Annotated in this window: 16 protein-coding genes; 8 read left to right on the top strand and 8 right to left on the bottom strand. The window is 40.9% G+C overall.

Annotated features, from left to right (window positions below; translation table 11 throughout):
• Positions 1-55: 55 nt before the first annotated feature.
• Positions 56-826: a sporulation protein gene (locus CQS04_RS04405; RefSeq protein WP_100352948.1), complete on the top strand. Its 771-nt coding sequence runs from the start codon at positions 56-58 to the stop codon at positions 824-826.
• 31 nt (positions 827-857) lie between these two features.
• Here CQS04_RS04405 and CQS04_RS04400 read toward each other — a convergent pair whose 3' ends face one another.
• On the bottom strand, positions 858-1061 hold the full coding sequence (locus CQS04_RS04400; RefSeq protein WP_100352947.1) for a DUF5342 family protein: 204 nt from the start codon (positions 1059-1061) through the stop codon (positions 858-860).
• A gap of 195 nt (positions 1062-1256) precedes the next feature.
• Between CQS04_RS04400 and CQS04_RS04395 the strand changes: the two genes are divergently transcribed.
• From CQS04_RS04395 to CQS04_RS04385, 3 genes are all read left to right on the top strand, one after another.
• Entirely contained in the window at positions 1257-2402 is a 1146-nt protein-coding gene (locus CQS04_RS04395; RefSeq protein WP_100352946.1) for a DUF445 domain-containing protein, read from the top strand.
• 10 nt (positions 2403-2412) lie between these two features.
• The gene (locus CQS04_RS04390) at positions 2413-2754 is read left to right on the top strand and encodes a YlbF family regulator (RefSeq protein WP_100352945.1); all 342 of its coding nucleotides are present in this window, start codon (positions 2413-2415) and stop codon (positions 2752-2754) included.
• An 86-nt stretch (positions 2755-2840) separates the two neighbouring features.
• The gene (locus CQS04_RS04385) at positions 2841-3620 is read left to right on the top strand and encodes an enoyl-CoA hydratase (protein WP_100352944.1); all 780 of its coding nucleotides are present in this window, start codon (positions 2841-2843) and stop codon (positions 3618-3620) included.
• A gap of 209 nt (positions 3621-3829) precedes the next feature.
• Here the strand turns inward: CQS04_RS04385 and CQS04_RS04380 are convergent, their stop codons facing one another.
• Complete coding sequence (locus CQS04_RS04380) at positions 3830-4015, bottom strand: YhzD family protein (protein WP_094941416.1); 186 nt, start codon at positions 4013-4015, stop codon at positions 3830-3832.
• 87 nt (positions 4016-4102) lie between these two features.
• Here CQS04_RS04380 and CQS04_RS04375 point away from each other — a divergent pair, with 87 nt between their 5' ends.
• The 3 genes from CQS04_RS04375 to yhaM are packed head-to-tail and all read left to right on the top strand — an operon-like array spanning position 4103 to position 8609.
• Positions 4103-5254 carry a metallophosphoesterase family protein gene (locus CQS04_RS04375; RefSeq protein ID WP_100352943.1) on the top strand — a complete coding sequence of 384 codons (1152 nt, stop codon included), beginning with the start codon at positions 4103-4105 and terminating at the stop codon, positions 5252-5254.
• Positions 5251-7671, top strand: a complete 2421-nt coding sequence (locus CQS04_RS04370; protein WP_100352942.1) for an AAA family ATPase — start codon at positions 5251-5253, stop codon at positions 7669-7671. Before CQS04_RS04375 ends, CQS04_RS04370 begins: the two co-directional genes overlap by 4 nt.
• On the top strand, positions 7668-8609 hold the full coding sequence (gene yhaM, locus CQS04_RS04365; protein WP_100352941.1) for a 3'-5' exoribonuclease YhaM: 942 nt from the start codon (positions 7668-7670) through the stop codon (positions 8607-8609). Before CQS04_RS04370 ends, yhaM begins: the two co-directional genes overlap by 4 nt.
• A gap of 184 nt (positions 8610-8793) precedes the next feature.
• Here the strand turns inward: yhaM and CQS04_RS04360 are convergent, their stop codons facing one another.
• On the bottom strand, positions 8794-9696 hold the full coding sequence (locus tag CQS04_RS04360) for a peptidylprolyl isomerase (RefSeq protein WP_100352940.1): 903 nt from the start codon (positions 9694-9696) through the stop codon (positions 8794-8796).
• Positions 9697-9829: 133 nt separating this feature from the next.
• Between CQS04_RS04360 and CQS04_RS04355 the strand changes: the two genes are divergently transcribed.
• Positions 9830-9922 carry a YjcZ family sporulation protein gene (locus CQS04_RS04355; protein ID WP_100352939.1) on the top strand — a complete coding sequence of 31 codons (93 nt, stop codon included), beginning with the start codon at positions 9830-9832 and terminating at the stop codon, positions 9920-9922.
• Positions 9923-9957: 35 nt separating this feature from the next.
• On the opposite strand, the gene CQS04_RS04350 is transcribed toward CQS04_RS04355, so the two are convergent.
• The 5 genes from CQS04_RS04350 to CQS04_RS04330 form a co-directional block, all read right to left on the bottom strand.
• On the bottom strand, positions 9958-10143 hold the full coding sequence (locus CQS04_RS04350; protein ID WP_100352938.1) for a hypothetical protein: 186 nt from the start codon (positions 10141-10143) through the stop codon (positions 9958-9960).
• Positions 10144-10203: 60 nt separating this feature from the next.
• Entirely contained in the window at positions 10204-10746 is a 543-nt protein-coding gene (locus CQS04_RS04345) for a DUF3267 domain-containing protein (protein WP_100352937.1), read from the bottom strand.
• A gap of 78 nt (positions 10747-10824) precedes the next feature.
• Positions 10825-11376: an HTH-type transcriptional regulator Hpr gene (locus CQS04_RS04340; protein WP_100352936.1), complete on the bottom strand. Its 552-nt coding sequence runs from the start codon at positions 11374-11376 to the stop codon at positions 10825-10827.
• 141 nt (positions 11377-11517) lie between these two features.
• Positions 11518-11889 (bottom strand): YtxH domain-containing protein, encoded by a 372-nt coding sequence (locus CQS04_RS04335; protein ID WP_165775454.1) that lies wholly within the window; start codon positions 11887-11889, stop codon positions 11518-11520.
• Between the two features lie 131 nt (positions 11890-12020).
• Positions 12021-12545 (bottom strand): tryptophan transporter, encoded by a 525-nt coding sequence (locus CQS04_RS04330; RefSeq protein ID WP_100352934.1) that lies wholly within the window; start codon positions 12543-12545, stop codon positions 12021-12023.
• Positions 12546-12644: the final 99 nt, after the last annotated feature.

The raw sequence follows: 12644 nt of genomic DNA, 5'->3' as shown, positions 1-12644 counted from the left end.
CTTTTTGAATCCTTGAGTCGTACTAGTAGTATCTAAACGAAAAGGAGAGTTTTCTATGTCATTCTTCAACAAAATGTTAGCAAGTATGGGAGTTGGCTCGGCAAAAGTGGATACCGTATTAACGAAAGCGGTCTACCGTGCAGGAGAGTTGATGGAGGGTGTTGTAAAAATCAGCGGAGGCAAGACGGATCAGCAAATTGATGCGATTTACCTTGCTGTTTACACGACGTATCTACGTGAGATGGATGACCGCAAGTATACGGATAAAGCGGTTGTTCAAAAACAAAAAGTGGTAGATAGCTTTACGTTGGCAGCTAACGAAAGCAAAGAAATCCCATTCTCGTTCACGCTACCTTATGATACGCCAGTAACAAAAGGAGCAACACGTGTTTGGATTCAAACGGTTCTGGATATTGCTTCTGCAGTAGACCCGACAGATAAAGATTTCATTCAAGTCGAGCCAACACCACTTGCTGCATCTGTGTTGAAGGAGGTAGAAGCTCTGGGCTTCCGTTTACGTAAAGCTGAGTGTGAACAAGCTTCACGTAAGTTCCGCGGCATGTATCCATTCATGCAAGAGTTTGAATACGTACCAATGACAGGAGAATTCTATGGCAAGCTAGATGAGCTGGAAGTGGTCTTCTTAAGTCAGACAGCGGATAAAGCAGAACTGTATTTGCAGATTGACCGCAAGGCTCGCGGCTTTGGTGGTTTCTTAGCAGAAGCACTGGATCAAGACGAGACATTTGTACCCGTCACCATCCATAAAAGTGATGAGCGTGACATCAAATCAAAACTTTACAATGTTTTACGTAAATACTCGTAATAAAAAACGCGTTCCCGACTTGGGGACGCGTTTAATCGTAGACATGAAACACCATGAGCTCATGGATGAACGATTTGACTTGTTTTTCATTCTCAGGTGTTCCATCTAACCATTGAATCGTCCCATCTTTTTCGTAGACGGCACGGTATTTTTCATGTTTGTAATAAAAGCTGACTTCCCATCCGGGTAAGGCTTTATTTTCGTACAAGGATTTGTAATTGAAATGCTGTAACATACTGGCACTCCTTTCATAGTCTTTCTTAGTTTAGCATAGTCTGTGAAGAGGTGAATCTCAAAAGTGATCCATGAATTAGAACCTGCCATTCGGCTACAAGGGTATATGCACTGGTTTGGCGAGAGGTCCTGATTCCTTCAGGACCTCTCTTTTTGTTATACTAATGGCTACAGACTATAGAAACAAGGTGAAGACATGGAAATCGTAATTACTATTACAACAATGGCTATAATTGGTGCCATCATCGGAGCATTCACCAATCATATTGCTATTAAAATGTTATTTCGTCCATACGAAGCAAAATATATTGGGAAGTGGCGAGTGCCCTTTACACCAGGATTGATTCCAAAGCGTCGTGATGAACTTGCAACGCAGCTTGGGAAGTTAGTGATTCATTACTTATTGACGCCTGAGCTGATTGAAAAACGCTATTTAAGCGAAGATGTGAAGAACAGGATTCATAAAACCGTTGAGAGACAAATCAATGACCATCTCGGCTTAGACCGCGTCTCCATTCGAACTTGGTTAGAGAGAGCAGAATTCAATGATGTCGAACAAAAAGTCACGCAGTTGATTGATAGTCAGATTGATCAGCAAGCCTTGAAAATGAAAGCAACACTTGAAACGGGAACTTTAACAGAACTGATGCCAGAAGAGTGGCGCATGAAAGTGGAAGCCAAGATTCCAGAACTCACAGGCTTGATACTAACTAGAGGAAAAGAGTTTGTTCAGTCAGAGGATGGCAAACGCACTTTGAAGCAGTTAGTTGATGATTTCTTAGCATCTAAAGGAACGTTTGGAAACATGATTTTGATGATGGTGGGGGATTCCCATTCATTAGCGAATAAATTGCAACCGGAAATCACAAAGTTCATGGATGCACCGGGCACTCATCAGCTTATTACGAATCTTATTCAAGGTGAGTGGAACAAAATTAAAGAACGTCCAGTAAGTGATTTGTTAGAAGGGTTTGACGTGGATCCTATCATCACTCAAGTTAAAACCTATGTTCATGAACAAGTGGCCATTGGATCGCAATTGGACGAACCGATCACTAAGCTGTTTCCAAGTGCTCCTACAGTGTTAACGGAGACTCTTGTACCGAAAACTTTAGATTTTGTCTTCAGTCGCATGCATTCAGAACTACCGAAATTGTTTGATAAACTGAAGCTGGATCAAGTAGTCAAGGAGCAGGTCAACACCTTCCCGGTTTCGCGATTAGAGGAACTTGTGTTAGGCTTATCAAGAAGAGAATTTAAAATGATCACGATTCTTGGTGGGGTTCTTGGCGGTCTGATTGGGATTGTTCAAGGAATCATTGCACTAATCGTAAATAGTTAGGAGACTTAACATGAACATCTACGACGATATTAACAAATTAGAAACGACACTGCGCCAGACTTCAGAAATGCAAGGCGTGAAAGAGGCGATTCAAGCGGTTAAAGAAGATCAAGAGGCAAAGGATTTATTTGAATCGTTCCGTAAAATCCAAATGACGCTTCAAGAAAAGCAAGTGAAAGGTGAAGAAATTGCGGGCGAAGAGTTAGAATACGCTCAAAAGACGGCCCAACTTGCTCAATCTAATGAAAAAATTATGGCTATGTTAGAAGCTGAAATGAAGCTGAGCCAGTTGATTGAAGAAATCAACCGTATTCTTTTAAAACCAGTTCAAGAACTTTACGAGCAGTTTTAACGTCGAACTCCAACCTTCCAAAGGTTGGAGTTTTTTTGAAGGGAAAAATGGAATCGTGTCGAATAAATAGAGGAGGAGGGGAAAAGATGACATATCAAACATTACAACTAGATAGACAAGGTACTGTTCTCACGATTTCATTAAATCGTCCTGAGGCATTGAACTCTATGAATGGCACAATGATTGAAGAATTAACAGAGTGCTTCACAGCTCTTCACGAAGATCAGGAGACACAAATCGTCGTTCTTAAAGGGGAAGGACGTGCATTCTCAGCAGGTGGCGATATCAAAGCCATGCTCGCTAACGATGGTAGCTTTGAAATTGAGGATGTCATGAGCAAACTTGAAAAACTGGCACACGCCTATTACACCTTACCAAAGCTTACCATTGCTGCAGTTCATGGAGCGGCTGCGGGACTTGGCTTTAGCCTAGTACTTGCAAGTGATTTCATCTTAGCCGAAAAGAACGCAAAGCTTGCAATGAATTTCATAGGAATTGCTTTAGTCCCAGATGGTGGCGGTCACTTCTTTTTAAAGGAGCGCGTTGGTGTACCTAAGGCGAAACAACTGATTTGGGAAGGCAAGATGATGACAGGTGAGGAAGCACATGAAGTGGCTCTTGTTGGTCATCTAACAGAGGATGGTGGATTGCAAGCTGGAGTTGAAATGCTCGTAGCGAAGCTAAAACAAGCGCCTCTTGATGCGATGCTTGAAACCAAGTCCATTTTGCACGGAACAAAAGAGCAAGAGCTTCAAGCTGTATTGCGTGCAGAAGCAGTCTCTCAAACGAAAATGCGCAGTGCTAGCAATCACTTAGAAGGTATCGATGCGTTCGTATCGAAACGGAAACCACAGTTTAACCAATAAAAAAGCGATACAACTAAAAAACAGTTTCTCATTAAAGCGAGAAACTGTTTTTCAATCTTATTAAGCCGGGTTTTCCACATCTAGCATAATCGAGTTGCAAACGCCAGAAATCCCCGCAAAAATCTGTCGCATCCATAGAGGCAAAAAGCGCCTCTACGGACACGCCTGATTTTTACAAGATTTCTAGAGCGGCGTTTTCCACATCTAGCTTATACATGAAATAATATCAATTTTCCTGAAGAGTTCACAAGGCGGTGAGTCGTCTCACCAAATCCCATTTCCTCTACACGTTTTTCCCCTTGAGCTTTCGCTTCTTCGTCAGAAGCATACTCCCATTTTTCTTCAGCTAAAAGCTTGCCTGTTTTTTCAAATGCAGTAAACGTATATGTGTGCATCCCATACACCCCTTTCCTCTAGCATTTAGTATACAGAAAAAGTTGATATGATATAATAGAACAAATATTCGATTTAAGGAGGATATCATGTCAATTCGTTTTTTTCATCTTGCGGATATCCATTTAGAAAGTCCCTTTTCTGGAATCCATAAATTGCCTGAAGAGTGGCAGAATCGCCTTCGTAGTGCTTCTTTTGACGCGTTTGAGAGAGTGATAGAGGATGCAAAATATAAGCGACCAGATTTCATTCTGATAGCGGGAGACATCTACGATGGTGAAAACAGAAGCCTTCATGCGCAGCGATTTTTCCAAAGGTCGATGGAACGGCTTGCAGAACTTAAGATCCCTGTGTTTGTCATACACGGAAATCACGATCACTTAGGTGGAAAGTGGACTCGATTTGAGTTGCCGGATACAGTTTATGTATTTGGTGAATGCCCTCATTCACATGTAGTAAAAGTAAACGGGCAAACTGTTCAAATCTCTGGATTCAGCTATCCTACACGTCACGTTCATGAAACTTATAGTGACAACTACCCCCTTAGAGAACCGCTAGCTGACTATGCCATTGGACTTCTGCATGGCAGTGAACGGTCGCAGGTAGAGCATGACGTCTATGCACCTTTCACAGTGCAAGATTTACTAAAATACGGCTACGATTATTGGGCGCTCGGACATATACATAAAAGACAAACCTTACATCAAGACCCGATGATTGCTTATTCTGGGACCTTGCAAGCTAGAAACCTTAAAGAAAAAGGCCCCCAAGGCTATTTAGATATTCGGATAGATGGGAATCAGACAAGCAGTGAATTTTGTCAGGTCTCCACACTCCAATTTGAATCTTTAGAAACCCTAACTGAAGAGCCTCGGTCCATTGATTTGTTACTAAAAGAACTACTTGCAGACATTGACCAACAATCGTGGCGTGAAGAATATATCTTACTTGACTGGACTATTTCATTAAGTCGACTGGAATGGCTCGATTCGATCTCTGATGACGAACTTCGAGACTACATTTCGAGTCAGATTCAAGAGGTCTATTCCAATATCTTAGTAACTCGTCTGCAGATTCGTTGGATACAGCAACTAGAACCAGTTCTTCAAGAACTAGTTGAAGAACTTGAATTACCCGATTTACCACTAGCTCTAGAGAAATATATTCAAAAAGAGCAGCTGCAACTAGAAGTACAGGAGCGCATTCAGACGCTGCTAGCGATTCGAGGTAATCAGCTATGAAACTAAAAACTGCTCATCTTTACGGCTTTGGAAAACATAGAGAACAGACATTTCATTTTACTGAACGTAGTTTAGTGGAAGGGTTCAATGAAGCCGGAAAATCATCTTTATATGAGGGAATCCTACAAATTTTATTTGGGTTTCCGACGCGTGGAGCCACTAATCGATTAGAACCTTTAGATGGAGGTCGCTATGGAGGATGGTTGCTCGTTGAGTTTGAAGGAGTCGATTATAAAATTGAACGTGTGGAAGGGAAGTCTGCCGGGAATGTCACAATTGAAAGAGACGGACTTTATATAGGGGATGAACTTTTGTTACACCAGCTTTTAAAAGGGCTAACTCGAGATCAAGTAGAATCGGTATTTGTGTTCGATTTGTTTGATCTTCAAAAGCTACATCAGTTATCACAAGATGATTTGACCGAGCTTTTCTTTGCAACTGGGACAACGGGAGAGAATCCTTATGCTGCACTTCGCAAAGATGCAGTTAAGGAATCTCAGGCTCTCTACAAACCAGGTGGTCGAAAGCCTATACTCAATCAACAGCTGGAGAAAGTAAAAAGCTTAGAAAAAAAGCTGCAAGAGTCTCACAAACAGGAACAGAGCTACAACCTGTTACAAGCGAAACAACTACAAATAGAGGAAGAATCTTCTGCTCTTGAAAAACAACTCAGACAATCGAGAGCTCTGTTATTTGAAGCAGAAGAGCAAGAAGCTTTGCAGCCACTATTCACCGAGCTGGAAAACTTGCAAAGGCATACGGTGGATTCTCCACTCGTTGAAGAACAAGATCAACAGACACAGCGACGTCTTGCTGAAAGTTTACAAGACGTATCATGGAAACTACAACAGCTGCCTACTATAGAATGGGACCGGGAGAAACTGGTCCGTATAAATGACCGACTTCAGCAGTTAGATGAGTTCTTGGACTATGAGACGAGATGGCGGGAACAGCAAGCTAAGCTTGCTGAGCTTGAAGAACAGTTAGAAATGATAGTTCGTGAACAACAACCGCTTGTAGCCACTCTATCTATTTCTGCAGTAGATTTAGAAACTAAAGTGGAAGACTATGATGTGTCATTTTCAAAAGAGCAGCAGCTAGATGCATTACTAAACGCCACTAAAAAACAGCTGAATCCATTAACTACTCTTCTTACAACACTAAGTATAGGAAGCATTGTAGCTGGCATGCTACTTGATCAATTTGTGTTTTTGTTGATTGCCATTTTACTACTTGGTCTCACTATAGTGTTACCTGTAAAAGAGAAACGCTCTTCATTGAATGGTACTGAAGTTGAAAACTTTTTCAAACCGTATGGAATCACTTATCCGACTGATTACAGAGCATCTGACGTCTTTCTAGCGATTCGGAAACTACAGCAACTTCAAATTAGTTATAAAGCGACTGAACAACGACTTCAGGAAGTAATGTCCCAGCAACAAGCTATGCAGCGGCTTTTTCCGACCACTTGGAGAGGTGGAAAGCAAGTGGATACTGCATTTCGAGAAGCTCGAGCGGAGCAGTCTAAACTGTATGAGCTGAAGAAGGAAGTACAGTTAGTACAATCGGAGGCTCTGCATCAAGAACGACAAAGGCAGCAACTCGAGTCAAAACGCAACGGGATCGAGACCCAGCTTCATGAGCTCTATAGCCGATACGACATTGCCACTTCTGAAGAGTTTCAGCAACTAGTCCGTTTCACACATGAAGAGAACAGTAGACGAAGTCGATTAAAAGAGCTTAGTACGCGTTTGCAAGGTAAAGAACGCAAGGAACTGACTAAATCTGCTTTATTTCTAGAAGTGGAAGAATTGCAACAGAAGGTTGAAGAGACTACAAAAGCTCTTGTAACGATCAAACAACAACTTGAGCTGTTGCTATCGGACGAACAAAAAGGAATTCTATTGCAAGAATTAGAGATAGAGCGCGCAGTGTTACACAAACTGGTGGTCGATTATGCAGCTTGGCGGGCGTTAGAAACTCAAATTGAGAAGCGTTATGCGTATTATCATGAAGAAATCTTTCCTACCACATTAAAACGAGCAAGTGCCTTGTTTGAGGTATTCACAGCAGGGGCTTATCAAGCATTGCAGTATCAAGATGGAAGATTTAGTGCCTTCTCCAAACATGGGACTCGTTTTGAAATCAAACAACTTAGTCAGGCTACAAAAGAACAGGCCTATTTGGCACTACGTTTTGCATTAGCCGAAGAACTGTCGAAAAAGAGCCCGTTCTTTTTACTAATGGATGATCCATTCGTTCATTTTGATGCGAACCGTTTTCAACAAGTGGTACAATGGTTGGTGAGTAACGACAATCATTTACCGTTCGTTTATTTTACATGCCATCCAGAATGGCTGTCTTCAGACACTTTAACTACACGAGTGTATCTGGAGACGGAAGGGAGTAAATCATGAAAGGTATTACAACATTACGAGTAGGCGATCCAGTTGATCACTACCTTCTCATTAAACAAAGTACAACAGGGGTTACCACTGTAGGGAAACCTTTTATGTCACTTGTTTTACAAGATAAAAGTGGCGATATCGAAGCGAAGTTGTGGGATACCAACGAAGAACATTCTCGTCTTTACGGCTCTCAAAAAATTGTCCGTGTAGGTGGAGAAATTCATGATTACCGTGGGAAGCTACAGTTGCGTGTGAAGAGCATTCGGCCAGTAAAAGACGAAGAAGGAATCTCCATCACAGATCTAGTACCGTCCTCTGAAAAATCAAAAGAAGAGTTGATGAACGAACTTACACCTTTTATTTTTGAAATGAACAATCCAAACCTCCAACGGTTGACTCGTCATTTACTGAAGAAACACCATCAAGCTTTTATCACATATCCAGCAGCAACTCGCAATCACCACGACTATGCCTCAGGATTACTCGACCATGTTGTTTCAATGCTACGTTTAGGGAAAGCACTAACGGAACTCTATCCTTCTTTAAACAAAGACCTTCTCTATTCGGGAATCATGCTGCATGACGTCGGCAAAGTAATTGAACTTTCAGGTCCTGTAGCTACAACGTATACTCTTGAAGGAAATCTTTTAGGTCACATTTCGATTATGGTAAATGAAATTGCGATGGCGGCCAAAGAATTAGAAATTGAAGGGGAAGAAGTGATGCTTCTTCAACACATGGTTTTGTCACATCACGGAAAAGAAGAGTGGGGAAGTCCAAAGCGTCCGATGCTTCGTGAAGCCGAAATCCTTCACTACATCGATAACATCGATGCGAAGATGGCAATGTTGAATCGTGCTCTTGAGAAGACCACTCCAGGTGAATTTACAGAGCGTCTCTTCCCGCTCGAGAACCGTTCGTTCTATCGGCCATCGTTTGATATTTAGATGTGGAAGGCGTTTGGTCAGAAATGCTTCTAAAATTGGGCGTGCCTGTAGAGGCGCACTCTGCCTCTATAGGTGCGAACAATTTTAGAATGTATTTCTAACGCCTGCAACTCGATTACTCTAGATGTGGAGCTAACTGACCAGAAATACAAAAAAATCCGACCACAAGGTCGGATTTTTTTGATTACTTACTTGATTCTTCAGTTTCTTCAGCAGCCGGCTCTTCATAATCTAAGAAGTTCGCTAGCGCACCTTCTAATTCCTCATCTTTGATTTCAACATTTGCATCCTTCATAAGTTGAGCAACTTTACCGAATAGAGCTGCAGAGTCCGCTTTTTCAAGCTTCACTTCACGAGCAATTTCGTCTTTTTTCTCTTCTAGCGTTTCTTCCATCTCACGTTTTTCAACAACTTCAATGATGTGGAAGCCAAAGTCTGTTTGAACAGGGTCACTGATCACACCTGGCTCTTGAGAAAATGCTACTTCTTCAAATTCTGGAACCATTTGCCCACGACCGAACCAACCTAAATCTCCGCCAGAAGTTTGTGCTTGTGGTTCAGTAGAATATTCAGCCGCTAATTCTGCGAAATCTCCACCATCTTCAAGCTTTTGTTTCACTTCTTGAGCTGTCGCTTCATCTTCTACAAGAATGTGGCGAGCGTTGACTTCGGTTTTCATTTCATCATATTTAGCTTGGATTTCTTCATCCGTCGCTTCTACTCCATCAATTAACGCCTCTTCTTGAAGAAGGTTTAATTTCAAGAACTTTTTATACGATTCTTCTGTGTATCCTTGTTGTGCAATAAATGCATCAAAGTTTTCGCCTTGCTCCTCTTTATCTTGCGCTAGAGCAGCTTCAACTTGCTCATCTGTCACATCGTACTTAGCATCTAATGTTTTTTCAATCATTAGAAGTTGAAGAGCTTGGTCTCCGATAGAGGATTTCATTTCATTGTACAAGTCGTTTTCTGTGATGTCTCCGTACTCAGAGCTTACAACCACTGGTGATGAAGCTTCTTCGTCCGAGCATGCGCCAAGAGTCAAAATAGACGCTGCTAGAGCTGTTGTTAGTAATGTTTTCTTCATTATGGTATCTCTCCTAACTAGTTTCAGACAATGCTTACTATAACATAAACGAAATAAAAACAAAATAGTTCCACAACTGCTCATTCAATGACGGGTGGTGGAGCATAGGTTAGAACACAAGGAGGTGATCGATATGGGTCACAGCTATTCTAACGGCTCAGGTTTTGCAGTGAATGTCGTTCTGTTCATCTTGCTCACCATTGTTGGATCTACTTTTTTGATGTAACAAAAAAGAACGGATGCCACTAGGCGTCCGTTCCTTTAAACTGCATATGTGATTTCTACATAAAGTGCTACAAATAAGAGCGTGATACAGATATTGACCATTCGAAACACTTTCGTCTGTTTTTCTTCTGAAAGTTCACGAGATGTAACAAATGCATACGCCATACGGTTTATCTGAAAGAAATAGAAGGCGGCAAAAACCAAAAGTGCCAAAATAATCATACTGTAACTCCCTTCATGAACTCTTTCATCATAGCAAAACTCTTTCATGCTAGCAAATGATTAAGCGCGGGGAGCTACGAGAATCTCATAGCCATCTTCAATCTCTTCAATCCACGCTTTTTTAGGAGAATGAAGAAGCTCTTTTACATAAATCAAATCAATTACACACATACCACAGTGGTAGGCGAATAGAATAATAAAGTAATGTGCAAAAGCAGGGAAGATATAAACACTGGCTAAAAAAACAGTGGAGAGCACGACAAATGGCATTAATAGAGCCATAATAAAGCGACCCTTCCCAATGGGCTCACAAATACGGATCATAAACATTGGAATAATACGGAAGTGCATGTAACGCTTCAAACGCACTTTTCCTTTTAAAGTAGACAAAGGCAGATAATGCAAAAATTTGTGGATTGGATAAACTGCCAAAAAAGATAGCACAAATCCTATAAAATAATCACTAGAACGGCCGCTTTCACTAAAGAAAGATAACCCTATATAAGTAAACGAAAAGACCATAAAGACAATAAATGATGAGATTAAAAACAGACGGTCATACCCGTATTGTCTTTTTATATTAATGCTTTTCCAGCATTGCATGTATAACACTCCTAAACTGATTGTTCAAGAGTCTACAATACGATGTTTTGAAAAGAATATCAAGTAGATAATTGTAAATTATTTGATGGCGCTTTCATCTTTTTCATGAAACTCAAATTCTTTCTCGATATTTGATAGGGAACGCTCAAAAATATCCATGAAATCGTCCCCATAAATGTTACGAATCACTGCCATCATGTCCATAAATTCTGGGAATCTGCCATAAATCGCTTTGATAGGGAGTGAGCCCTCAATAACAGAATGGGATGTGTTGTGATAGTTTTCATACATTTCTTCTAATAAGCTGGCGCCTTTTTCAGTAACTGTGACATACGTATTCCGTTTGTCGTCATCTCGTTTCGAAAACTCAAGGAGTTCTCGTTGTTCCAATTTCTTAGAGAAATTGAATGCCGTTGAGACATGCATCACGCCAAATTTTGCAATATCGGATATGGTTGCACCTTTTAAATGATAGGCAATCCATAAAATATGATGCTCGTTGATATTTAAATCATATGGTTTGATCCAGGTTTGCCAGTCTTTTTCAACGGCTTTCCACAAAGCTTTAGAGAGCTGTCCTAGACGTTGACTAAAGATCATGGCTTCTTTTAGAGAATAATTTTCTGACATAAGGTTCGCCACCTTTCGAATAGTAGTTCAGTCCGTTTTACACTTCTACTCTCTAGTATAACAAGGGAAAGGGAGAAACGGAAATAGGGACCACATTACTATTGTGATAAAAATAAAAAAACAGATACACAAGGTATCTGTTCAACTAACTTTAGGTGTTTTCTTAGGTAAAGCTTGCTGCAACTCATCCATTGATTTTTGAATGGCTTCGATGTCTTGTTGAATCTTCATTTGAATAGGCGCAGTTTCTTTTTGCCAAGTATCGACGCTTTCCTTGATTCCTTGAACGGCTTCCGGAGTGACTTCTTTAGCGGTTGTAATCAAGTTTTGTAAGGAAGTTTTTACTTCTTGGAATTGAGCTTTTACATCTGAGAGGTCATGTTTGATTGTCTTCGATGTTGCTCGGAGTTGTGAGCGCACTTCTTGACCACTTTTTGGGGCAGTAAATAAAATAGCGACGGCACTAGCTGTAGCGCCTGTCAACAATCCCCAAATAAAACGACTTTTGTCCATATGGACCCCCACTTTCCACACTATGTATTTGTTACAAGTATACCAACATGCGTATTTATTTAAACATGAATCCACAAGAGCGTCCATATAAAAAGAAGCCTATCTCTTCTTTAGATAGGCTTCTTTGTAAGTTAGTTGGCTACTGAAGTCCGAAGGCTTGAACGCTTCAACGTCTGACGGACGATTGGGTAGATCACAATAAATGCTACTGTATTCACTGCAATGGCAGGAAGTACAACTGCAAGATAAAGTTGTCCGAAAGGAACTTCGGCTCCCATGATAAAGATGGCACTTGCTAAGAAGATGGCACCAGATAGGGCAGTTCCTAAAGCAGTGAGTACTGCTTGTGCAGCAAATTTTTTACCAAGAGCTTGTATAGCAATTAGTACGGCAAAGAACACTAGTGAAGTTAGCACTTTATCAATAACATTCGGTAGAAATCCTCCAGGGAATGTAGTAAACAGTCCAGATAGGATTCCAGTTGCTAAGCCGACTACTACGGTATGTTTTAAGTTTGGTGTTAATAAAATAGTGATAAACATCATAGTTAATAGGAAGTCAGGTTTCATACTGCCTAAGAAAGGTGGGATTACGAGGTATAACACCGTCCCAATTCCTAGTAACATCGCGGATAGTACAAGATTTTTAGTATTCATTTTCGTCTCTCCTCTGCTTTTCTCAACTAGTTCTTTCCTTGTGTGCACTCTTTGCCACAAGCGAAAGCTTGTCCTTTAGTATACAGCATTCTATTCAAT

This window comes from Chryseomicrobium excrementi (assembly GCF_002798305.1).
GTDB lineage: Bacteria > Bacillota > Bacilli > Bacillales_A > Planococcaceae > Chryseomicrobium > Chryseomicrobium excrementi.
This window is presented reverse-complemented; position numbering and strand designations above follow the sequence as displayed.